The following is a 22,871-nucleotide window of genomic DNA, read 5'->3' on the forward strand; positions in this document are numbered from 1 at the left end:
ATCGGGCGACGTGCGCACCGCGTGGACGCAGAGACCTCACCCACCGTCGGAGACCTTCTGCGGGACAGAGGTCTCCGACGACGGGTGAGGTCCATCAGCGGCGCTGTCGGGTCAGGGTCAGTCCGGCGCCGCCGTCAGGTCGTACACCGTGGTGCCATCGACCGTCGTCGCGGTGTAGTTCTCCTGCACCCACGCGGCGATCTGGGCGGACGGTTGCGTCGTGTCCGAGCTGCCGAAACCGCGCCCACCCCCGATGAAGTAGTGGATCTTCTTCTCTGCCACCAGCTTCTGGAACTGCTCGAGGGTCGGCGACGGATCCGTGCCGTTGAACCCGCCGATCGGCATCACAGAGTGACCGGACTCGAGCTGATAACCCGACGCCTCGTTCGAGCCGACCGCCGCGGCCACCCAGGTGAACTGGTCGGCGTCGGTCCGCAGCATCGCGACGAGTTCTTCGCTCGGCTTCGAGCCGTTCAGCAGGCCGCCGGGTCCGCCCATGCCGCCGGGTCCGCCCTCGGCGCCCATGCCGCCGGGGCCCGCCATAGCGCCCGGCATGCCCATGCCGCCGCCTCCTGGCATCCCGCCGGGCCTGTTCGCCGCGCCACCGGGCATCATGCCCGGCGCACCCCCGCCGCCGGCCTGCATGCCGCCGCGCATCGCACCCCACCGATGGTGACCGCCCGGTCCACCGCCACCGGGACCGAATTCACCGCTGACGCGCGGGCCGGCCGAGATGATCGACCCCTCTTTGGGTGTCGACACCGTGTCGATCGTGTAGGCGACGGGGCCGGCGAGTGCCGCGGCGAGCGCGGTGATCACCGCCAGTGCCGACAGGTACGGCCGATGCGCGACCAGCATCGCGGCACCGCCGACGATGCCCACGATCAGCACCATCCAGCGCAACCACGGCACGAATTCGGGCGACCGAGCGAGCAGCGCGAAGCCCCAGATCGCCCCGATCCACACCGCGGCGGCGAGCACGACGCGCACCCAGAGCCGATCACGGGCCGACCAGCACACCGCGGCGCCGCCGGCCACCACCGCCGCGACCGCCGGTGCCAGCGCAGCGGTGTAGTAGCTGTGGAAGATACCCGCCATGAAGCTGAACACCATCATGGTGACCAGCAGCCACAGTCCCCACACGACGAGATAGGCGCGCCGCAGGTCGGTGCGGCGGGCCTTGCCGATCACGAACAGCGCGGCGATGGCCAGCACCAGGCCGGTCGGGATCAGCCACGCGATCTGACCGCCCTGGGCCGGCTCGAACATCCGGAGCCACCCCGTCTCACCCCACATGCCGCCGCCTCCGCCGGGACCACCACCCGGGCCGCCGCCGGGCGGCCCGCCCATCGCGCCCGCGTAGGCGTTCAGGCCGGCACCGGCGCCGTCTCCGCGCCCGCCGCCGGGGACGACACTGCCGGTCTCGTTGCCGCTGAGTCGCCCGAAACCGTTGTAACCGAAGGTGAGTTCGAGAATCGAATTGTTCTGCGAGCCACCGATCCACGGGCGCGACGACGCCGGCCACAGTTCGACGGTGAGAATCCACCACCCGGCACTGACGATCATCGCGCCCAGCGCCGCGAAGAGATGCCCGAGGCGCTTCACCCAGGAGTGTTGTCCGAACGCGAGATACGTGATCGCCAGCGGCGGCACGATCAGCATCACCTGTAGTTGCTTGGTGAGGAAGCCGAACCCGATGAACACACCGGTCAGGATCATCCACCGGAGCCGGCCGTCCTCGACGGCCTTGAGAGTCGCCCAGACGGCCGCGACCATCAGCAGGATCAGCAATGCCTCCGGGTTGTCGAAGCGGAACATGAGCGCCGCGACAGGTGTGATCGCCAGCGTCGCACCGGCCAGGATGCCGGCCCAATGCCCGAAGTACTTCTTGGTGATGACGTAGAGAAGCGCGACCGACGCGACACCCATCAGGGCCTCGGGGATCAGGATCGACCACGAGTTGAGCCCGAAGATCCGCACCGAGATCCCCGGAATCCACAGTGCGGCGGGGGGTTTGTCGACGGTGATGGAGTTGGCCATGTCCGACGACCCGAAGAACCAGGCCTTCCAGGATTCGGATCCGGCCTGGATGGCCGCCGAGTAGAACGAGTTCGCCCAGCCGTTGGCCGACAGGTTCACGATGTAGAGCACCCCGGTGCCGACGAGCAGCAGCGCGAGCGAGACACGCTGCCACACATGGGCGTTCCGCCCGGACGCTGGAGCGTCGGGCGGAACGGAGGCGGATGCGGGACTGTCGACGACAGTGCTCATTCGGCTGCCCCTTCGGCGATGGGTTTGGGGTTGGCTGCGGCCAGGTGTCCGCGGAAGACCCACCGTAGCCCGACGAAGCGGGTCATCGTGGCGACCAGGTTGGCGACCACGAGCACCACCAGTTCCACATGCTTCGTGGATTCGGGGGCGAAGGCGTGGAGCGCGACCAGGGCTCCCGAGGTGACCAGCCAGCCGAACACGAAGACCCCGAGCCCGAACAACTGGTGCCGGACGGCGCCCTCCCGACCCTCTATGCCGAAGCTGAAGCGACGGTTGGCCGCGGTGTTGAGCACCGCGGTGACGGCCAACGCGACGAAGTTCGACACCTGCGCTCCCAGGAACGAGTGCAGCAACAGGTAGAGCACCGCGTAGGCGATGGTGGACGCGACGCCGATGACGCAGAACCGGGCCAACTGGCCGACCAGGCCGAACGGCACACCCTCGAGCTGCGGACCGGGAGCCCGGTCCCGTCCGATCGTGTCGCGCAGTTCGGCGATGGGCAACCGTCCGGTGGTCAGCGCATACCCGACGCGGGCGCAGCCCTTCAGGTCTGCGACGGCGGTCGACACGATGTCGACCGTGCTGTTCGGATCGTCGACCCAGTCGACCGGGACCTCGGCGATCCGCAGCCCGATCCGCTCGGCGAGCACCAGGAGCTCGGTGTCGAAGAACCAGCCGGTGTCCTCGACGTACGGCAGCACCTGCCGGGCGATCTCGGTGCGCATCGCCTTGAATCCGCACTGCGCGTCGGAGAACTTCGCACGCATCGTGGTCCGCAGGATCAGGTTGTAGGAACGGGAGATGAACTCGCGCTTCGGACCCCGGACCACCCGCGACGCCCGCGAGAGCCTCGTGCCGATGGCGATGTCGGAGTGCCCGGAGATGAGCGGCGCGATCAGGGGCATCAACGCATTGAGGTCGGTGGAGAGGTCGACGTCGCAGTAGGCGACGATCTCGGCATCGCTGGCCCGCCACACCGCGTTGAGGGCACGCCCGCGACCCTTCTGATCGAGATGCACCACGCGCACTCCGTCGATCTCGCCGGCGAGCTGAGCGGCGATCGCCAGCGTGGAGTCGGTGCTGGCGTTGTCGGCGACGGTGATGCGCGACGGGTAGGGCACATGGGTGCGGAGATGGTCGCGCAGGCGACGGACCGAACCGGCGATGTCGGCCTGTTCGTTGTAGACCGGCACGACGATGTCGAGGACGGGCGCCGGCGTCGAACTGTCGGCGACGATCGTCGACGGCGAGGCGGCCATCGGGAGGGCGTCTGTTGTCATGATCCAAGAATCGGGTGTCAAACTTCACCCACTCTGCGTCGACGCTGTCAGGTTCCTGTGAGCGATTTCGAGCCTGTGGACGACGACGTGCCGGTGTCACCGCGGCCCGATAGGTTGGCGTCATGTCCTCTTCATCCACATCGGCCGCCCTGTCCACCGAGCAGCGGGAGGCCGCCGACCGGGTGATCGAGAGTCTCGCCGGGCCCGGCGCGCACCTGCGCGACGACCAGCTGACGGCGGTGTCGGCGCTGGTGACTCCCGCCGCACGAGTCCTGGTGGTGCAGGCGACCGGCTGGGGGAAGTCGGCGGTCTACTGGTCTGCGACCGCGATCCGCCGAGAAGGTGGCGGCGGGCCGACCCTGATCGTGTCTCCGCTGCTCTCGTTGATGCGCGATCAGGTCAGCGCGGCCGAACGGGCCGGGCTGCGGGCCGCGACGTTGAACTCGTCGAACTTCGACGAGTGGTCGGCGGTCGAGGGTGAGCTTCGGTCGGGTGAGCTCGACGTCTTGCTCGTCTCGCCGGAACGGCTGGCCAATCCCGGGTTCGGACGGCGTGTGCTGGACGCGCTGGCCGGTCAGCTGGGCCTACTGGTGATCGACGAGGCGCATGCGATCTCGGACTGGGGTCACGACTTCCGGCCCGACTATCGCCGGGTATCGGATGTGTTGCAGACGCTGAATCCGCAGACGCCGGTGCTCGCGACCACCGCGACCGCGAATGCGCGGGTGACCGAGGACGTGGCGGCGCAGCTGGGGGACGATACCCTCGTGCTACGCGGTTCGTTGGCGCGGAAATCACTGCACCTCAACGTGATCGACGACCTGTCGCCGATCGAACGATACGGCTGGGTGGCACAGTATCTGCCGAGCCTGCCCGGGTCGGGCATCGTCTACGTGCTCACGGTCGCGGATGCCGACCGGCTGGTGGATGCGATTCGTGCGGTACACGGCGCCGACTACCCGATCGCCGCCTACACCGGGCAACTGGACGGCGACAGTCGTCATCGACTCGAGGATGCCTTGCTGCGCAACGAGGTCAAGGCCCTGGTGGCGACGTCGGCACTGGGCATGGGCTACGACAAACCGGATCTCGGGTTCGTGGTGCACGTCGGTTCTCCGCCGTCACCGGTCTCTTACTACCAGCAGGTCGGTCGCGCCGGCCGTGCGCTCGACGACGCGGTGGTGATGCTGCTGGCCTCGCGGGCCGACGACGCGATCTGGGAGCATTTCGCCACCGCGACCATCCCGGACCCGGATCGGATGCAGGTTCTGCTCGACACACTGGGTGCCGCCGACGGCCCGATGTCGGTGCCGCAGCTGGAATCTTCGACCGGATTCCGCAGGGGCCGAGTCGAATTGATGTTGAAGCAGCTCGCCGTCGACGGTGCGACCGAACGCGGTCCCGACGGCTGGGAGTCGACCGGCAGGCCCTGGACCTACGACCAGGAGCACTACGACGGGGTGTTGGCCGTCCGGCGCCGCGAGGCCGACATCATGCGCGCCTACGTGGCGGGCCGCGAATGCCTCATGCAGCTGTTGACGTCGTCGCTCGACGATCCGGCCGCAGAACCGTGTGGTCGCTGCTCGGTGTGTCGCGGCAAGCTCACCGAGCCGTTGTCGTCGGAGGTGTCACCGGAACTCGTCCGCACGATCACCGGGTCGCTCCGCCGATCCGCGCTGACCCTGGAACCGCGAAAGATGTGGCCGGGCGGCGCATTCGGGACCCGCGGCCGCATTCCCGCCGGCCTTGCCGCCGAGCCTGGACGCGTCCTGGCGCACGCCGACGCCCCGGAATGGACCGATCTGCTCGCCGCCGCTCGGCGCGGTGATGGGCAGGCGCTGGCAGATCTCGGTGATGCCGCCGTGGCCACGTTGTCGTCGTGGGTGCGCGAGAGCGGTATCCGGCCGGACGTCATCGCGTCCCTGCGGCTGACCGGGACCGTGCTCGCCGACAAGGTCGCCGATCACCTCTGCGAGGTCGGTCGACGACCTCGGCTGACCGTCCCGGTGAGGTCAGGCGACGGCGCCGGGAGCGGAGCGAGCGGGCCGAATCAACACGGCGCCGGGAGTGCAGCGAGCGGGCCGGATAGGCACGGCCCGGGCCGCGACGCGACCGGAGCCACCGAAGCGGTGTACTGGCGTGATCATCTCGGCGAGATGCCCGACGTCACAGGTCAGAACGTATTGCTGGTCGTCGACGAGACGTCGTCGGGGTGGCCGATCACCCTCGCGGCCGCGGCGCTGCGCGAGGCAGGCGCCGACACCGTCCTCCCGCTGCTCATCCATCGCACGGTGTAGCCCGAGGACGTAGCAACAATCCGCGGTGGGCGCGGATTGTTGCTACAAATCGGGGAGGTCAGGCGTCGGCGACGTACTCGCCGTAGCCGGTGTCACGCAGGGCGGTGCGGATCTTCTCGGCGACGGCATCGAGTTCGGCCGGGTCGGGATCCTTCTCCGCGTTGCCGAGGTCAAAGGCGTCCATGCTCTCGAGCGGGAAGACGTGGAGGTGCACATGCGGGACCTCGAGCCCGGCGATCATCGTGCCGACCCTCGACACCCCGAACGCCTGCTTGACCGCGCGACCGATCTTCTGCGAGACGTCGGCGAGGTGGGCGTAGGACGCGGTGTCCATCTGCTCCCAGTGATCGACCTCCTTGCGGGGCACGACGAGCACGTGCCCCGGGGTCACCGGGTTGATGGTGAGGAATGCGACGGCCTGACCGTCCTGCCACACGAACCGTCCGGGCAGTTCTCCGTTGATGATCATGCTGAAGACCGATGCCATGGCAGTCAGTGTAGGTGCTGACATGACACCGCCCGACGTGTTGTCGCGGTGGCTGTCGGGGGTCCATGACATTCTTTTCGTGTGAGTCGCCCAGAGTTCACCAGGACCGTCGTGTCGACGGACGTCGTCGCGATGGCCCAGCGATTTCCGCGGTTGCGGTACATGGGTTCCAAGTACCGGCTCCTCCCCCACCTCGAACGGACCTTCGCCGAGATCGGCGGTACCACGGCGGTCGATGCGTTCTCCGGGTCCGGCGTGGTGTCGTATCTGCTCAAGCGACAGGGTTTCCAGGTCATCAGCAACGATTTCCTGAACTTCCCGCACATCATCACCAGGGCGACGGTCGCCAACTCGAGCGTGCACCTCGAACCCGACCTCGTCGAGGAGATCTGCGGGCCGCCCGCCGACGACCGGGACTTCATCCAGACCACCTTCGACGGTCTGTACTTCACCGCCGAGGACCGCGCCTTCCTGGACTCGGCGTGGTCGCACATCGACCGGCTGCGCGGATATCGGCGCGACCTCGCCATCTCCGCACTCGTGTTGTCGGCCGCACGCAAGCAGCCGCGCGGGGTGTTCACCTTCACCGATTCGTCCCGGTACGCCGATGGACGCCGTGACCTACGGATGTCGCTGCGCGACCACTTCCGGCTGCGCGCGGTGGACGAGTACAACTCCACCGTGTTCAGCAACGGGCAGTCGAACCGCAGCGTCAGCGGCGACATCTTCGATCTCGACATCAGCGGCCTGGGTACTGCTCCCGATCTCGTCTACCTCGACCCGCCCTACGCGCCGCCCACCGACGACAACGACTACATCAAGCGCTATCACTTCCTCGAGGGGCTCAGCGCATACTGGCGCGGTATGACGATCATGGAACACACCAAGACCAAGAAGCTGACCAAGCGCTACACGCCGTTCGCCTACAAGCACACCATCGAGGACGCGCTGGTCCGGACCTTCGAGCACTTCGAGGCGTCGGGCGCGATCGTGTTGTCGTACTCGTCCAACGCGCTGCCCGGCGCCGATCGGATCGTCGACCTGCTCGGCAAGGTCAAACCGTCGGTGGAGGTGGTGGCCATCGATCACAAGTACAGCTTCGGCACGCACGTCGCCGCGACTCGGCGCGACGTGAGCGAGTACCTGTTCATCGGGCGGGACTGAACGACAGATGTGCTCAGCACGATGAGTGACGCCGGATCATTCGACGAATATCTGAAGACGCTGGGCCGGTTGACCTCTCATGTCGACCCGACCGCGTCGACACCGGAGGCGGAACGCATCATCCAGGCCACCGGCACTCTGGGCGACATGCTCGACACCGATGTCGCGGGGCTGGCGGCCTGGGTACGTGACCACCCCGCGGACGTCCCGGTGCTCGGCCTGGCCGTCGGGCTCTCGCAGGAGAAGTTGAAGAACGTGCTGCGCGACCGCTTCGGCACCACCGGCTGGCACGGCGTCGCGCGCTCCCAGCCGGTCGATCTGATCACCTGGCTGGACACCGAATTCGATCTGGTGCGGATGCTCCGGACCCAGCTGGAACGCACCTACACCTTCGCCGACATCCTGGTGGCACGCGCCGGTAGTCGGGTGACCGCCACCAGGGCGGGGGCGTCGGGGCGCCACATCGAAGACGAGATCGAGGCCATCGCACACGATCTCGGTCTCGACTACGTGACGCGATCCCGCTTCACCGGGCGCAATGGTCGCACCGCGCCGGCGGATCTGATCATCGGCGACCCCGAGACAGCCGACATCGTCGTCGCGGCAAAGGGTTTCGATTCGACGGGCAGCAAACTCACCGATGCCGTCCGTGAGATCGAGGAGATGGCCGAGGTGCGTCTGCCGAAACAACTGGTGCTCGCGGTGATCGACGGCATCGGCTGGAAGTCACGCCAATCCGATCTCCGCCGTATTCATCAACTGTGGGCGGATCGTCAGATCGACGGGATGTACACACTGGTCAGCCTCGACCGCTTCCGCGACGACGTCCGCGAGTTCGCGGCTCTGCGGCGCCTGATCTGACGCAGCCGCGACGGTTCCCGACATCCGCGACGGGTTTTCGGGGTCGCGGATGTCGGGAACCGTCGCGGCTGCCAGGTCAGGTCACTCCCCGTAGAGCCGCGCGACGTCCGGTGAATCGAGCCAGCCCGCGTATGTCGGTGTGGTCGGCCATCCGTCGGGCATGTCCTGCCATTCCTCGCGACGACCTCGCGGCAGGGTGTCGATCAACGGGAACGTATGCGAAAGCTGTTCCACTCCGCGGCCCGACGTGTGCCAGGTGCGGTAGACGGTATCACCCTGGCGCAAAAAGACATTGAGACCGAATCCCTCACCGGGAGCGGCGTCGACGTCGGTGCCGAACGCGCTCTCGGCCGACGAGTACCACTCCATCGCGTTGCCGACTCTCGCCTTGTACGCCAACGCCTCGTCGATCGGCCCGTTGGTGACGATCACGAACCGGGCGTCGTAGTTGTCGAGGAAGTCGAGCCGGGTGAACTGCGCGGTGAAGCTCGTGCAACCGCCGCATTGGAACTCGGCGCCGTTCGACCACATGTGGTTGTAGACGATGAGCTGGGACCGGCCGGCGAAGATGTCGACCAGCCGGGTCTGCCCCTCCGGCCCGGTCAGCGTGTAGTCCGGCATCTCGACCATGGGCAGTCGTCGGCGCTGAGCGGCGATGGCGTCGAGTTCGCGGGTGGCGGCCTTCTCCCGGACTCGCAGGTCGGACAGCGCATCGCGCCAGGTTTGGTCATCGACCACGGGTGGCAGGGCATCAGACATGGGGAGTTCCTTTCGTCCTCTCCCCATACTGACCGCCCCGGCGCCGGGTAATCATCGGTTCGGCTGGGTTCCCGGCGGGTTCCCGCTGCGTTCCGGCTCAGCCGGCCAGTCGCGGGAGCCGCACCCAGAACGTCGAGCCCTCCCCTGGTGTCGAGTCCACCCCGACCGTGCCCTGATGAGCGTCGACCAGCGCCGCCACGATCGAGAGCCCCAGGCCGCTACCGCCGCCGCCGTCCCCTCGGTGACGAGACGTGTCGCCGCGGTAGAAGCGCTCGAAGACGTGTGAGGCCTCCTCGGGAGTGAGCCCCTGCCCCGTGTCGGTGACGGTGAGCAGCACGTCGTCACGGCCGTTGGTCTGGTCGACCCCGACGCCGATGGTGATCGACGCCTCGGCAGGCGTGTGGGCGATCGCATTGTTGATCAGATTCCGCAGCACCTGCAGCAGACGCGGCGAGTCACCCGAGACCACCGGCGGTTCCGCCGCGTCCCCGACCTCGATGCGGATCGCTCGTTGCGGCGCAGCCGCTTTCGCGCTGTGGACCGCATCGGCGGCCAGGGTCAGCAGGTCGACCGGCTGATGAGAGATCGGCCGGTGTGCATCGAGACGGGCGAGCATCAGCAGGTCCTCGACGAGCAGGCCCATCCGGCCTGCCTCCGCGTCGATGCGTCCCATCGCGTCGGTCGCATCGGGGACACCTCCCTGCTTGTACAGCTCGGCGAAACCCTTGATCGAGGTGAGCGGCGTACGCAGCTCATGGCTGGCGTCGGCGATGAACCGCCGCATCTTCTCCTCGGAGGCGCGTGCCTGCTGCTCGGACGCCGCGGTCCGCGCGAAGGCCCGCTGGATCTGACCGAGCATCGCGTTCAGCGAACCGGACAGACTCCCGACCTCGGTGTTGGGCGGCGCGGGCGGCACCCGCATGTTCAGATTGCCGGCCGCAATCGCGTGAGCGGTCTCCTCGACGCGACGCAGCGGCCGCAGACTCGACCGCACCAGCAGATAGCTCAGCACCCCGATGGCCACCACGACGATGGCCCCGATCGCGAGTTGCAACCACATCAGGCGCGACAACGTGGCGTGCACGTCTCCGAGCGGGGTCGCGACGACGGATTCGCCGAACGGGGTCGAGGCCTTGACCACTCGCCAGTCGGGGCCGTCACCGTCGGCCGACCCGACGGTGGTCGGCCCGGTGTTCCCCGGCGGGAGACCGTCGATGTCCGGCTCGTCCGAGAAGTCGTTGTTGACGATCGTGTCGCCGCTACCGATGGTGATCATCGAGTAGTACTGCGACGGTGGGCGCCGGGGACCGGGCGGCATCCCCTGCGTTGGGGCGCTCGCCGGGTCGCGTGGGCGCGCCCAGGTCTGGACGGCGTTCGTGAGCCCGTCGTCGGTGCGGGAGAGCAGATCCTGCTTCATCGCCGAGGTCACGGCGAGGCCCGACGCGAGCAGCCCCAGCACGACCAGCACGAGAGTCAGCCCGACCAGGGACAACCGCAGTGGTATGCCCCTCTTGGGCGTGTGACCTGTGTCCGGCGCCGGCGGCGCAGGCCGTCGGTCGGAAGGTGCGGTGGTGGGTGGGCTGGTCACCCGCGGGGCTCGCGCATCACGTAGCCCACACCCCGCAGGGTGTGGATGAGCCGCTTGTCGCCGGTGTCGAGCTTGCGCCGCAGGTAGGACACATACGATTCGACCACATTGACCTCGCCGCCGAAGTCGTAGTTCCACACGTGGTCGAGAATGCGTGGCTTGGACAGGACGGTGCCCGCGTTCACCATGAAATACCGCAGCAACGTGAATTCGGTCGGCGAGAGCGACACGAGTTCGCCTGCCTTCCACACCTCGTGGGTCTCGTCGTCGAGCTCGATGTCGGCGAAGGTGATCCGCGCCGACTCTTTGGCCTGCTCGTCGAATCCGCTGCGTCGCAACAGCACCTGCAGACGCGCGACCACCTCTTCGAGGGAGAACGGCTTGGTGACGTAGTCGTCGCCGCCGATGGTCAGTCCGTTGATCTTGTCCTCGATCGAGTCGCGCGCCGAGAGGAACAGCGCCGGGGCGGCGACACCGTCGGCGCGCAGACGGCGGAGCAGACCGAAGCCGTCCATGCCGGGCATCATGACGTCGAGGATCAGCACATCGGGCTTGAAGGTGCGGCAGCGGTCGATCGCCGCGGGGCCGTTCTCTGCGGTCGAGACCTCGTAGCCCTGGAATTTGAGGGAGACCGAAAGCAGCTCGCGGATGTTCTCCTCGTCGTCGACGACGAGCACCTTGGCGCCCTGACCGGCGCCCTGACCCTTCACAGCTTCGCTCATGGCATCACCTTCTCCCACCAGGCTGCCATGAGTCTGGATCATTGCTGGGAGATTTCTGTGAGTGCCGACCTGCGGCGATGGTTGCTGCCGGCGAAAAATCGGTTGCTGTCGGCGGAAAACCGGTTGCCGTCAGCGAGAAACGGGTTGCTGTCGGCGGTCAGGCGCGCATGAACGGGGCGGGATATCCGGGTGAGGGGCGTACCTCGCCGAGCCACGCCTCCAATTGCGCCGCCCGTTCCGCCAGGGCGCGTGTCGCGGCCCGCGGCAATTTCTCGAGCGGGTGGATCTCGATCCGGCCGTCGTCCTTGTGTTGTCGCCAACCGCCCACGATCCGGCCGTCCCACCACGCGGTCTGACCGCCGTTGCCGTTGCTGTCGAAGACGTGCCCGACATGCGGTCCCAGATAGAAGTCGCGCTGCTTCCAGCCCATCGTCGTCGGGTCGAGTTCGGGGAGGAGAAATGCCGCCGGTTCGGCCGGGTCGTCGACGGATCCGTCGCCGGGCACGTCGTCGGCGAGGACGTAGCCGACGTTCCCGTCGTCGAGGTCGACCTCGACGACGGCGAGCGCGGCAAGGGCCGTACGCACCGCGCGCTTCGTCGAGCCCAGCCACCAGACGAGGTCGGTCTCGGTGCCCGGCCCGAACGAACGCAGCCAGCGTTCGATCATCGCGCGGTGCCCGTCCTCGACCGTCACGCCCGGCAACGGCTCACCGAGCCACGTGCTCATCGACGACCACGACGGCCTCGAAAGATGCCAGCCGGCGGAATTGGGCCCGCGCACGATGTCGCCGGCCGCGCTCATCATGTTGAGCACCCTCGGTCCCATCGGGGCTCGCGCCTCCCACTTGGTGCCGACGCCGTGGACCACGTAACCGTCGAGGGCCGGCAGACGTTCGCGGAGCTGCGTGGAGGTGCGCAGCGAGCCGTCGGCGAGATCGTCGCGAACGGCGGCGCGTGCGGTGTCGATCCATCGGTCCGGATCGTCGAAGCCGGGACTGCGCCGGAGATCGCGCAGCATGTTGGTGCGCTCCGAGGCCGTGACTCGCGGACCCACCGCCCCGACGGCGTCGGCGAGGACCGGTCGGGTGAACACGAACAGGGTGCGGCGCATCGCGAGCTGCTTGATCAGGCTGCGGTCCCGATACAGGGCGGCGTCCATCTGGTCCGGCCGGAATCCCGCGATACGGGCCCAGGCCGAGAGATAGACGGTCGAGGGAGTGGTCGCGTGATAGCCGACAAGGGAGTCCGCGAGTTCGGCCACCGATGAGGCGTGGTCTCCGGCGGCGAGACGATGCCGGTGGACCAGCCGGGCGCGCCGTTGCACGTCACTGATCGCGGGACGAGCGCCCATCAGGCTGGCAGTGCGGCGATCGCCTCGATCTCGACCACCTGTTCGTCGTAGGGCAGGACGGTGGCGCCCAACATCATCGCCGGTGGGACCGCGTCGCCGAACTGCTCGACGACCGCGTCCCAGGCGACCATGAGATCAGCCTGCAACTGCTCCGCGACGTAGATGGTCAGCTTGGCGACGTCCGACATCGATGCGCCCTGCTCGGTGAGGACCACCGCCAGGTTCTGCAGGCACTTCCGTGTCTGACCGACGACGTCACCCGGGGCGTCCACGGCACCGTCGGTGGTGAGTGGACTGATCCCGGCGGTGAACAGCAGCGGACCGGGCGCGACGGTCGCGCTGTAGGCGAAACCCCCGTCGTGCAGAGCGGACGAACCGTTCAGGCGAACTCGCGACATGGGCCGATCCTACGTCGGCGATCCGACGGCCCCGAGAGACGTCGAGCCCCGCCGGATCTGTCCGGCAGGGCTCGAAGTCGTCGACCGTCTGGAGGTCGGTGGTCAGTACTTGGGGAAGAAGGACAGCGCCAGTTCGCCTGCCGGGGCCAGCTTCGGATTGGTGGCGACCGCGCGGTCGATCCCCAGCTTGATGTTGTCGAGGGTCGGCGCGGCATTCTCGACCGTCGGCTCGACCTTCGGCAGCGGTGCCGCGTTCGCGGGTGCCGCGGCAAACGCGAGCGCACCCGCCATCGCCGCTCCGGCGATGCTCGCGCCGATCACCCGCCGTGTGACCCGAGCCGAACGCCGCCGTGACCCCTTGTTGATATTCCGGTCCATGTCGTCGACCGCCTTTCCCCCGCACCACGCGGAAGTCGTGATGAATGTCTGCAGTGCTCCAATGTATGCGGTCGGCGACGGTCGGCACGCGTCGACATGGGTCAATTCACAACATCCGTCGCCACGACGCACCTAATCGTCGTCACGAACGCACATCTCCGATTCGACAGCTGCGATGCGCATGGTCAGTTCCCAGCGCCCGCGTCCAGCTATACGGTGAGACACATGACATTTCAGGGCCAGGTGACGCTGGTCACCGGAGCGACGAGCGGCATCGGGCGGGCGACGGCGATGCTGCTCGCGGCGCGCGGGGCCCGGGTCGTGGTGACCGGTCGAGACGTCCGGCGGGGCCGGTCGGTGGTCGACGCGATCCGCGACGATGGCGGAACGGCCGACTTCGCGGCTGCCGACCTCTCGGATGCGGCTGGTTGTCAGGCCCTCGCCGAGCAGGCGATCGCGACCGCGGGCCGGGTGGACATCCTGATCAACAATGCCGCCGTCGGACCACTGGGACCGACGACGTCCATCACCGAGGACGTGTTCGACGCGTGCTTCGCCACCAACGTCAAGGCCCCGTTCTACCTCGTCGGCGCCCTCGCGCCGGCGATGGCCGAACGCGGCGACGGCGTCATCGTCAACGTGAGCACCATGGTCGCGTCGTTCGGCAGCGCCGGCAGCGCGGTCTACGGGTCCAGCAAGGCCGCCCTCAACCTGTTGACCAAGTCGTGGGCGGCCGAATTCGGCCCCCGAGGCGTACGGGTCAACGCGGTGGCACCCGGTCCCACCCTCACCGAGGGAACCGTCGAGGTCTGGGGCGAGGCCGGACTCGAGAAACTCGCGCGCACCGCACCGGCCCGTCGGGTGGCCGCACCCGACGACATCGCCGAGACCATCTGCTACCTGGCCGGTCCGGCGGCGGCTCTCATCCATGGCGCCGTGGTACCCGTTGACGGCGGGCGAACGGCAGTCTGACCGCCGACCGCCCTAGCGAAAGCTGAGCACCTCGTCGCCCCAGGCGCGGCGGATCTCGGCGTCGAGGTCGTCGACGACGCGGTCGGTCTCGTCGATGACGAGTGTCGACCTGGTGTGTTCGTCGAACGCGGGCCAGGCCGGCGCCGCACCGGTACCCGGATCGCCGTGATGGGCGAACGACGTCCATCGGCTCTGCATGCGCGCCGAGATCTCCTCCCCGGTCTTGCGGCCGCCGAGTTTGAACGTGATGTCGGCCGGACCCAACACCAGGTTGCCCCACACATAGGGCAGTTCGGTTGCGTGCGTCGCCCCCACCCGGAGTGCCCGGAGCATCCGCGTGGCCCAGTCGAATCGATACAGGAAGACCGGCGCGTGGCGGCTGTGCGACTCGGCGAGCCAGAGGGTCGGCATCCGGAAGGCGATGTCGCGCGCGACCCCGAGGCCGGCGACCTTGGGACGCATCCCGGAGTAGGCCGAGGTGATCTGTGCACGTTCCGGCAACGCGACCTCCGGGTACTCGGTCATCATCGCCGCGAACATGCGCTCGATGTCGGCGGGCGTGATCGGCATCAACGGCGATTTCATCCACTTGAACGCGGACGCCTCGTCCTTGTTGGTGCCGATCAGCAGGGGAACCGACAAGGACTCACCCGCCCGGAACACGTCCATCGGGTGACGAGGTACCAGATCGCCGTCGATGACCGGCGCGAACGCGATGGTGCCGGGGCTGTCGAGGGGAACGGCCGTGAAAGCCGCCATGGTGGCCGACGTGATGCGGTCGACGCCGACGGTGTCCAACTCGGTGGCGTCATCCGACCCGATACCGATCGCGTCGAGGAATCGCTGTGCGATGCCGGCCGAACGCTCGTGGTCGTACATCGAGGTGGCCGGCGAGCTCTCCGCGATCGCCTTGTGGAACAGGCCGTCGGCGGCCGGCATCGTCAGCAGCGTGGTGACCAGACCGGCGCCGGCCGACTCCCCGAACACGGTGACGTTGTCGGGATCACCGCCGAAGCCTGCGATGTTGTCGCGGACCCAGCTCATCGCGAGCAGGACGTCGCTGAGCGCGGCGTTCGACTCGAAGCGCGGGTCGGCGTCGGGATGGTTGAGCGAGGTGAGATCGGCGAAGCCGAGCGCACCGATCCGGTAGTTGAGGGTGACCACCACAACGTCACCTCCCGATACGAGGTCGGTTGCGTCGTAGAGCGCTTGACTGCCACTCCCGAACACATACGCACCGCCGTGCAGCCAGACCATCACCGGGAACCGGGCCGCGTCGGCTGCTGCGCCGCTCGGCGACCAGACGTCGAGGAACAGACAGTCCTCGTCCATCCGGACGTCCTTGCGGAGCAGGATCGCCGGATTCCGTTCCTGCGGACAGACGGCGCCGAACGCATCCGCATCGACGACGCCGTCGTGGGGCTCCGGCGGACGCGCACGACGCCATCGGAGATCACCGACCGGCGGTGCTGCGTACCGGATGCCCTTCCAGACATCGACCGCAGGGCCCGCGGTCCCGCGGACAGGCCCGTGGCCGGTGGGGACGACTGGTCTTTCCGCTGTCGGCATCCGTCCATGGTGTCCCCATTCGGGGCACGCTGCTCCCGGGACCGCACGGAACTTCGCCCACGAGACCGCCGGACGTCCGAGACACGTCCTATTGTCGGGGTGTGCCGCTCACCGATCTGATCCCGCTGCCCGGCGGTACGTTCTGGATGGGCTCGGACCACGACCACCCCGAGAAGCCCATCGATCCCGCCGACTTCCCGGGAGCCGATCCGGCCGAACCGGTACCCGGATCACCGGCCTTCACCCCGACGACGGTCCCGGTGGACCTGGGCGACCGGCGGCCGTATCGGCCGACCGCGAGGTCGGCCCAATCCGACGATTCCGCGCCCTCGCACATGGGGTTTCGGTGCGTGATCTGATATCTGCGATCCGCGATACATGAGTCTCGTCACAACCGGGAACGAGACCGCTCGCGGGAAGCGTTTTCCTTCGGGCTCGGCGCCGGGAAATCCGATGGAGCCCCCTGTCAGGATTGAACTGACGACCGCTCGCTTACAAGGCGAGTGCTCTACCACTGAGCTAAGGAGGCCTGCGTGCGCGAGTATATCGGCCGCGCGTTGGGGTACCTGAACCCCATCCACCTCGTCGGTGACCGTCAGGCCACCATCGACACCATCGAGCCCGGCAGCATCATGGTGTCGCCGCGCAAGCCGATCGACCGCTTCGACGTCGCCGCCATCACCGAGGTTCTCGATCTGGCGACGAAGATCGGGGCGGTACTGCTGGATTCGGGCACCGCCGCGACGGACACGCAGCACCAGATCGAATTCGTCGCAGGCGTCTACGGCCTCGAGGACGTCGACGTGGACGTCACCTACAACACCATCGTGGTGAGTGCGCGGCGCGGAGCCACCCTGCCGCCCATCACGACGATGGAGCAGGTCTACTACCGCTCGATGGACTTCACCCGACTCGCCGAGATCGACCGGCTCGTGCGACGCATCCGCGACATGGCCCTCACGCCGTCGACGGCGCACCGGATGGTCGACGAGATCATCACCGCGCCGCACCCCTATCCGCACTGGGTCGCCACCTCGGCGTGGGGCGTGATGGCCGGCGGCATCTCCGTGTTGCTGGGTGGCGGAATGCTGGGCGCCCTCCTCGCCTTCGTCAGCACCGTCGCGGTGATCCTCGTGAATCGCCGGCTCAACCGGATCGGTACCCCGGTGTTCTTCCAGCAGTTCACCGGAGGTGTGATCGCGGTGGTGCCGGCTGCGATCACCTTCGGTCTCTCCGAGCGCTTCAATTTCGACTTGAGTCCGTCGTTCGTCATCGCGGCCGGCATCGTGGTGCTGCTCTCCGGTCTGTCGCTCGTCGGTTCCGTGCAGGACGCGATCACCGGCGCGCCGATCACCGGTGTCGCCCGATTCTTCGAACTCCTCCTCATGACCGGGGGACTGATCGCAGGCGTCGGTATCGCGATCCAGTTGTTCGAGCATGTGGGCATCTACCTCCCGACGATCACCCCGGGCACCACGTTCCCCGCCGTCGAGCTCCCGTCCCGCATCTTCGCCGGGGCCGTCGCCGCACTGGCGTACGCGCTGGCCAGCTACGCCGAGAAGCGAGCCCTGCCCGTGGCGTTCGTGGGTGGCGCCATCGGCGCGGCCGTGGTCGCGGTGGCGACGTTCACCTCGATCGGCGACGTCGTCGCGAACGGCATCGCGGCCGCACTCGTCGGCTTCCTCGGTGGCCTGATGGCCCGCCGGGCCCTCACCCCGCCGCTGGTCGTCGCGGTGGCGGGTATCACGCCGCTGCTGCCGGGTCTGGCGGTCTATCGCGGTCTGTACGGCATCCTCAACGAACAGACCGTCGACGGATTCACATGGATCACCAGTGCACTCGCGATCGGTTGTGCTCTGGCCGCGGGCGTCACCCTCGGCGAGTTCATCGCACGTTCGCTGCGCCGACCCCAACTGGCGGTCCGGCCGGCCTGGATGGCGATGCTCCGACGCAACCGGGTGCACGGACGCTTCCCGGTGGGTGACCGACGTCGCCAGGTCATCGCCCAGCGACCACGACCGAGCAGGTAGAATCGGGTGTCGCGCCCACCACACCAGGCGCGGCGCCGCCAGCCACCGCTGGACACACGATTGCGAAGCAAGAGGAACACATGCCTGCGAAGACAACCGACATCCCCGACGACGAGTTGGAGCCGGTGGCCGACGAGACCGCCACCTCGGCGCGCCGCGTCGTCGCCGCCTACGCGACCGACGCCGACGAATGCCGGATGCTCCTGTCCATGTTGGGGATCGCGCCGGGCGAGAACGCCTAGCGGGATGGCGGAGTCCGGGCGCGTTTCGAACGGCGGGACCACCGCCGAACAACCCAAGGGAGACGCAGAGTTCGTCGTCGTCGCGAACCGTCTCCCGGTCGACAAAGAAGTGCTGCCCGACGGCACCGCCAACTGGAAACGCAGCCCCGGCGGCCTGGTCACCGCGCTGGAGCCGATCCTGCGTGCGCAGACCGGGGCGTGGGTGGGCTGGTCCGGCATCGCCGACTCCGACGACAACCCGGACATCGAGGGCGTCGAGATCCATGCGGTCCCGTTGTCGACACACGAGATCGCCGAGTACTACGAGGGATTCTCCAACGCGACCCTGTGGCCGCTCTATCACGACGTGATCGTCAAGCCCGAGTACCACCGCGAATGGTGGAACACCTATGTCGAGGTGAATCGCCGGTTCGCCGAGAAGACCGCCGCCGCGGCCGCCGAGGGCGCGATCGTGTGGATCCAGGACTACCAGCTGCAGCTGGTCCCCAAGATGCTGCGGATGCTGCGGCCCGATCTCAAGATCGGATTCTTCCTCCACATCCCGTTTCCGCCGGTCGAACTGTTCATGCAACTCCCGTGGCGGACCGAGATCGTGGAAGGCCTGCTCGGCGCGGATCTCATCGGGTTCCATCTGCCCGGCGGCGCACAGAACTTCCTCTTCCTCGCCCGCCGGCTGGCCGGACAGGCCACCAGCAAGGGCTCGGTGGGCGTGCGATCCCGCTTCGGCGTGGTCCAGGTCGGATTCCGCACGGTGCGGGTGGGCGCCTTCCCCATCTCCATCGACTCGGGCGAGCTCGACGCCAATTCCCGCTCCAAGCAGATCCGTAAGCGGGCGGTGGAGATCCGCGAGGAACTCGGCAATCCGAAGACGATCATGCTCGGCGTCGACCGGCTCGACTACACCAAGGGCATCGATGTGCGGCTCAAGGCCCTGTCGGAACTCCTGGCGGAGAAGCGGATCGATCCCGAGCAGACCGTCATGGTGCAGCTGGCCACGCCGAGCCGAGAACGCGTCGACAGCTACGTCCGGATGCGCGCAGGCATCGAGCAGCTCGTCGGAAACATCAACGGCGTGTACGGCAACGTCGGCCGTCCGGTGGTCCAGTACCTGCACCGTCCGGTCCCCCGCGACGAACTGATCGCCTTCTTCGTCGCCGCCGACGTCATGTTGGTGACCCCGCTCCGCGACGGTATGAACCTGGTCGCCAAGGAGTACGTGGCCTGCCGCAGTGATCTCGGAGGCGCGCTGGTGCTCAGCGAATTCACCGGCGCCGCATCCGAATTGCGGAGCGCATATCAAGCGAACCCGTACGATCTCGACGGCGTCAAGGACGCGATCGTCGCCGCTGTCGAGCAGACCCAGAACGAGGGCAGACGGCGGATGCGCGCACTTCGTCGTCAGGTCCTCACCCACAACGTGACGAAGTGGGCGGAGAGCTTCCTGGGCACCCTGTCCTCATTGTCGGAGACGGCCGCCGACGCCAACCGCGGCGTCCACCTCGTCGACGGCGGTGCCGAATCGTCCGGCCGGGACGAATGAGCGCGACCGGAATCCCGGCCGACCTACGTGAGGCGTTGCTGAGTGCCGCGCAGTCGCGTCGTCTGCTGGTGGCATCCGACTACGACGGGTGCGTCTCACCGCTGGTCTCCCGGCCCGAGGACGCCGTCCCCGATCCGGCGTCCGTCGCGGCGATCGAGGCGGCGGGCAGTCTGCCGGACACCGCGGCGGCCGTCATCTCCGGGCGTGCGCTGTCGGTGCTCGCGGAGTTGTCGGGGCTCACGGCGCCGGTGATCCTGGTGGGTAGCCACGGCAGCGAGTTCGAGTCCGGATTCGCGTCGGAGATCACCGACGAGCATCGCGCTCTCCTCGCCCGCATCATCGACGAATTACGTTCCATCGCGGGCGATTACCCCGGAGCGATGGTGGAGACCAAGCCTGCGAGCGCGGTCATCCACGTACGCAACGCGACCCCTGCCGACGCCGAGACCGCGCTGCGGCGCACCCTCTCGGCCCCTGCCACGTGGCCCGGCGTCGAGGTCACCGAGGGCAAGGCCGTCGTCGAACTCGCCGTCATCGAGACCAGCAAGGGCCACGCCCTCGACGTTCTGCGCGATCGCTTCGACGCCGATGTGGTGATCTACCTCGGAGACGACGTCACCGACGAGAAGGCATTCGCACATCTGCGCACCGCCGACGGCGATGTGAGCATCAAGGTCGGCGCAGGCGAGACCGCGGCCTCCCATCGGATCGAGGACACCGACGACGTGGCGACTGTGCTCGAGTTCATCACCGGCCGTCGCCGGGAATGGTTGACCGACAAGGCCTGACGATCCGCGGAACGCCCACCGGGCGCAGACCAGCGCCGATCGGGCACAGTCCAGCGCCGATCGGGCGCAGAATCTCGCCGACCGGGCGCAGATTCGCGGCGAGTGTGCGCAGGAGAATATGTCAGCGCACAGTCGGCGAGATTCTGCGCACAGTCAGCCCTGAGCCGCGCCCGATCGACGCAGGAGTGCGCCCGATCGACGGGATTCTGCGCCCGATCGGCGAGACGCCGGTCAGAAGGATGCCACCGGGGCGTCGACGAGCGGGTCGTGCGCATGTTGCCGCTCGGCGGTCTCACGGATCACCCGGTGCACAAAGCCGAGTTTGCGGACCACCGGCTGCGGGATGTCGAACGGGTAGAGCGGCCGACGGCCCATCGCGGCGTTGACCCGATTGAACATCGTAGACAACCACTTCCAGTCGTAGAGCAGGCGCTCGATGGGTTCGTCGGCGTACGAGGCAAGCGGGACGATGTCGTGGTCCATGGTGAAGCGGACCTGATCACTCTCCAGCATGAGCCCGGATTCCCGTGCGGTGTCGATGGTTCCGGTGATGTGCAGGTAATGGGCGAAGCACTCGGCGAAGTCTTCCCACGGATGCATTGTGGCGTACTCGGAGATGAACGAATCCTGCCAGTTGCGCGGTGGGCCGGACGTGTAGTGGCGGGTGATCGCGTCGGCGTAACTGGTTCGTTCGTCACCGAAGATCTCACGCGCCTTGTCGAGGTATTCGGTTGCACCGTCACCGGTTTCGACCAGGATGTGCTCGTAGTAGTGCCCGACCTCGTGCCGGAAGTGACCGAGCATGGTCCGATACTGCTCACCGAGGTCCACCCGCAGCCGTTCGCGGTAGGCATCCATCGACTCCGCGAGGTCGATGGTGATCACCCCGTTGGCGTGGCCGATCATCACCTGGCGTCCCGTGGTCAGACTCGACAGCAGGTCGAAGGCCAGGCCGCCGTCGGAGCGCCAGAACGGTTCCACCGGCAGCCCGAGGTCGACGAGTTGATAGATCAGCATCCGCATGTCCCGAGCGGTCGGGTTCAGCTTCTCGAGCGCGATCGTGTCGTCGGTCTCGGGGTGGCGACGCACCAGTGAACCGGGAAAGCAGCGGCCCCGCAGTCCGATCGAGGTCTCGTCGACCTCGGCCAGGGTCATCCAGTTGCAGCCGGTGCCGGACCAGTTCGAACAACGGACCCACCGCTTGCCGTCGATCTCGACACCGTCTTCGGAAGCCACCACCAGGGAACGCGAGGGCAGGTGGAGCCCCACCGTGGTACCGCATCCCGGGCATTCCTGGTTGACGAAACCCGAGAGCGCGTTGCAGATCGGGCACGTGAGTGCATGCATGGCGTCAGCCTATGCGGATACGCTGCTCTCCGGTGTCCACCGGCAGATCCCCCCGCACCGTCGCGGTGACCTTGTAGTAGTTGAGGTTGATCGTCCCGCGGTGATTGTCGAGAAAGGCGGTGTCGGCGGCGTCACGGCCGGTGGAGATCCGCACCAGGCTCTGCCGGGGCGCGAGACGGGTGGCATCCACGACGACCCATTCGTCGTCGATGATGGCCTCGGCCACCGCGTGGAAGTCCATCGGGTCACAACCCGGCGCGTAGACGGCGACCAGACGCGCCGGGATGTTGAGCGCCCGAAGCAGCGCGACGACGAGGTGCGCATAGTCGCGGCAGACGCCCGCACCGGCGAGCAGTGTGTCCGCGGCGCCGTCGATCGGGTCGCTCGCACCGGGTATGTAGTTCAACCGATTCTGGACGAACTGGGTCACCTGGTTGAGGAGCTCATCGGGTGGCAGGCTCGTGTCGAACTGTCCGGCGGCGAATCCGAAGAACTTGTCGCACTCCGCATATCGACTGGGCCGCAGATAGATCGAACGGTCCGTCACGCCGACCGGGATCGGGTCGGCCGGAGTCGTGACCGACGCCGAGTACTCGATGGCCACCAGGCCGGATTCGATCTGCAGGCGGTGGATGCGGCTGCCGTGCTCCCCGACGATCTCTTCGGGCTGGACCGGATTTCCGTCGATCGTGACCGTCAACGATTCGGTCATCGACAGTCCGGGGAGCCGGGCGACCGCTATCTGCATCTCCAGCTCGGTGGCGGCGGAGACATATACCTCGAGGGACGCCGCGACGTCACGTGGGGATGTGGTCATGGCACCACGG

Annotated in this window: 21 protein-coding genes and 1 tRNA gene; 9 read left to right on the forward strand and 13 right to left on the reverse strand. The window is 67.7% G+C overall.

From position 1 onward, the window contains the following. Positions 1 to 117: 117 nt before the first annotated feature. Positions 118 to 2,271 carry a glycosyltransferase family 39 protein gene (locus ACPXCG_RS05815; protein ID WP_425789956.1) on the reverse strand — a complete coding sequence of 718 codons (2,154 nt, stop codon included), beginning with the start codon at positions 2,269 to 2,271 and terminating at the stop codon, positions 118 to 120. After that, positions 2,268 to 3,551 (reverse strand): glycosyltransferase, encoded by a 1,284-nt coding sequence (locus ACPXCG_RS05820; RefSeq protein ID WP_425789958.1) that lies wholly within the window; start codon positions 3,549 to 3,551, stop codon positions 2,268 to 2,270. Before ACPXCG_RS05820 ends, ACPXCG_RS05815 begins: the two co-directional genes overlap by 4 nt. 122 nt (positions 3,552 to 3,673) lie before the next feature. Between ACPXCG_RS05820 and ACPXCG_RS05825 the strand changes: the two genes are divergently transcribed. Beyond that, positions 3,674 to 5,848, forward strand: a complete 2,175-nt coding sequence (locus tag ACPXCG_RS05825; RefSeq protein WP_425789960.1) for a DEAD/DEAH box helicase — start codon at positions 3,674 to 3,676, stop codon at positions 5,846 to 5,848. 58 nt (positions 5,849 to 5,906) lie between these two features. Here the strand turns inward: ACPXCG_RS05825 and ACPXCG_RS05830 are convergent, their stop codons facing one another. Then, positions 5,907 to 6,335, reverse strand: a complete 429-nt coding sequence (locus tag ACPXCG_RS05830) for an HIT family protein (RefSeq protein ID WP_425789962.1) — start codon at positions 6,333 to 6,335, stop codon at positions 5,907 to 5,909. A 132-nt stretch (positions 6,336 to 6,467) separates the two neighbouring features. Between ACPXCG_RS05830 and ACPXCG_RS05835 the strand changes: the two genes are divergently transcribed. Continuing rightward, positions 6,468 to 7,499: a DNA adenine methylase gene (locus tag ACPXCG_RS05835; RefSeq protein WP_425790507.1), complete on the forward strand. Its 1,032-nt coding sequence runs from the start codon at positions 6,468 to 6,470 to the stop codon at positions 7,497 to 7,499. 21 nt (positions 7,500 to 7,520) lie between these two features. Next, the gene (locus tag ACPXCG_RS05840) at positions 7,521 to 8,360 is read left to right on the forward strand and encodes a hypothetical protein (RefSeq protein WP_425789964.1); all 840 of its coding nucleotides are present in this window, start codon (positions 7,521 to 7,523) and stop codon (positions 8,358 to 8,360) included. Between the two features lie 81 nt (positions 8,361 to 8,441). Here the strand turns inward: ACPXCG_RS05840 and ACPXCG_RS05845 are convergent, their stop codons facing one another. From ACPXCG_RS05845 to ACPXCG_RS05870, 6 genes are all read right to left on the reverse strand, one after another. Then, positions 8,442 to 9,119 (reverse strand): DUF899 domain-containing protein, encoded by a 678-nt coding sequence (locus tag ACPXCG_RS05845; protein WP_425789966.1) that lies wholly within the window; start codon positions 9,117 to 9,119, stop codon positions 8,442 to 8,444. Positions 9,120 to 9,216: 97 nt separating this feature from the next. Next, the gene (locus tag ACPXCG_RS05850) at positions 9,217 to 10,707 is read right to left on the reverse strand and encodes a sensor histidine kinase (protein ID WP_425789968.1); all 1,491 of its coding nucleotides are present in this window, start codon (positions 10,705 to 10,707) and stop codon (positions 9,217 to 9,219) included. Next, complete coding sequence (locus tag ACPXCG_RS05855; RefSeq protein WP_425789970.1) at positions 10,704 to 11,429, reverse strand: response regulator transcription factor; 726 nt, start codon at positions 11,427 to 11,429, stop codon at positions 10,704 to 10,706. The genes ACPXCG_RS05850 and ACPXCG_RS05855 overlap by 4 nt, the downstream gene beginning before the upstream one ends. Before the next feature lie 157 nt (positions 11,430 to 11,586). Next, the gene (locus ACPXCG_RS05860) at positions 11,587 to 12,780 is read right to left on the reverse strand and encodes a winged helix DNA-binding domain-containing protein (protein WP_425789971.1); all 1,194 of its coding nucleotides are present in this window, start codon (positions 12,778 to 12,780) and stop codon (positions 11,587 to 11,589) included. Beyond that, positions 12,780 to 13,178: a RidA family protein gene (locus tag ACPXCG_RS05865; protein ID WP_425789973.1), complete on the reverse strand. Its 399-nt coding sequence runs from the start codon at positions 13,176 to 13,178 to the stop codon at positions 12,780 to 12,782. Before ACPXCG_RS05865 ends, ACPXCG_RS05860 begins: the two co-directional genes overlap by 1 nt. Positions 13,179 to 13,280: 102 nt before the next feature. Beyond that, positions 13,281 to 13,556 (reverse strand): hypothetical protein, encoded by a 276-nt coding sequence (locus ACPXCG_RS05870; RefSeq protein WP_425789975.1) that lies wholly within the window; start codon positions 13,554 to 13,556, stop codon positions 13,281 to 13,283. A 225-nt stretch (positions 13,557 to 13,781) separates the two neighbouring features. On the opposite strand from ACPXCG_RS05870, the gene ACPXCG_RS05875 reads away from it, so the two are divergent. Beyond that, positions 13,782 to 14,528 carry an SDR family NAD(P)-dependent oxidoreductase gene (locus tag ACPXCG_RS05875; RefSeq protein WP_425789977.1) on the forward strand — a complete coding sequence of 249 codons (747 nt, stop codon included), beginning with the start codon at positions 13,782 to 13,784 and terminating at the stop codon, positions 14,526 to 14,528. A 12-nt stretch (positions 14,529 to 14,540) separates the two neighbouring features. Here ACPXCG_RS05875 and ACPXCG_RS05880 read toward each other — a convergent pair whose 3' ends face one another. Next, on the reverse strand, positions 14,541 to 16,097 hold the full coding sequence (locus ACPXCG_RS05880; RefSeq protein ID WP_425789979.1) for a carboxylesterase/lipase family protein: 1,557 nt from the start codon (positions 16,095 to 16,097) through the stop codon (positions 14,541 to 14,543). Positions 16,098 to 16,198: 101 nt separating this feature from the next. On the opposite strand from ACPXCG_RS05880, the gene ACPXCG_RS05885 reads away from it, so the two are divergent. Next, positions 16,199 to 16,456, forward strand: coding sequence for a hypothetical protein (locus ACPXCG_RS05885; RefSeq protein ID WP_425789981.1), 258 nt, complete (start codon positions 16,199 to 16,201; stop codon positions 16,454 to 16,456). 95 nt (positions 16,457 to 16,551) lie between these two features. Here the strand turns inward: ACPXCG_RS05885 and ACPXCG_RS05890 are convergent. Continuing rightward, positions 16,552 to 16,626, reverse strand: a tRNA-Thr gene (locus tag ACPXCG_RS05890). A gap of 4 nt (positions 16,627 to 16,630) precedes the next feature. On the opposite strand from ACPXCG_RS05890, the gene ACPXCG_RS05895 reads away from it, so the two are divergent. The 4 genes from ACPXCG_RS05895 to otsB all read left to right on the forward strand — a co-directional run bounded on the left by ACPXCG_RS05895 (position 16,631) and on the right by otsB (position 20,697). Beyond that, on the forward strand, positions 16,631 to 18,127 hold the full coding sequence (locus ACPXCG_RS05895; RefSeq protein WP_425789983.1) for a threonine/serine ThrE exporter family protein: 1,497 nt from the start codon (positions 16,631 to 16,633) through the stop codon (positions 18,125 to 18,127). An 80-nt stretch (positions 18,128 to 18,207) separates the two neighbouring features. Then, positions 18,208 to 18,369 carry a hypothetical protein gene (locus ACPXCG_RS05900; RefSeq protein WP_425789985.1) on the forward strand — a complete coding sequence of 54 codons (162 nt, stop codon included), beginning with the start codon at positions 18,208 to 18,210 and terminating at the stop codon, positions 18,367 to 18,369. A 4-nt stretch (positions 18,370 to 18,373) separates the two neighbouring features. Beyond that, the gene (locus tag ACPXCG_RS05905) at positions 18,374 to 19,909 is read left to right on the forward strand and encodes an alpha,alpha-trehalose-phosphate synthase (UDP-forming) (RefSeq protein ID WP_425789986.1); all 1,536 of its coding nucleotides are present in this window, start codon (positions 18,374 to 18,376) and stop codon (positions 19,907 to 19,909) included. Beyond that, on the forward strand, positions 19,906 to 20,697 hold the full coding sequence (otsB, locus tag ACPXCG_RS05910) for a trehalose-phosphatase (RefSeq protein WP_425789988.1): 792 nt from the start codon (positions 19,906 to 19,908) through the stop codon (positions 20,695 to 20,697). The genes ACPXCG_RS05905 and otsB overlap by 4 nt, the downstream gene beginning before the upstream one ends. Positions 20,698 to 20,928: 231 nt before the next feature. Here the strand turns inward: otsB and ACPXCG_RS05915 are convergent, their stop codons facing one another. After that, complete coding sequence (locus tag ACPXCG_RS05915) at positions 20,929 to 22,044, reverse strand: zinc-binding metallopeptidase family protein (RefSeq protein WP_425789990.1); 1,116 nt, start codon at positions 22,042 to 22,044, stop codon at positions 20,929 to 20,931. A 4-nt stretch (positions 22,045 to 22,048) separates the two neighbouring features. Beyond that, complete coding sequence (locus ACPXCG_RS05920) at positions 22,049 to 22,861, reverse strand: transglutaminase-like domain-containing protein (protein ID WP_425789992.1); 813 nt, start codon at positions 22,859 to 22,861, stop codon at positions 22,049 to 22,051. Positions 22,862 to 22,871 lie beyond the last annotated feature (10 nt).

Origin of the sequence: Gordonia sp. DT218 (genome assembly GCF_049847105.1) — a bacterium.
Lineage (GTDB): Bacteria > Actinomycetota > Actinomycetes > Mycobacteriales > Mycobacteriaceae > Gordonia.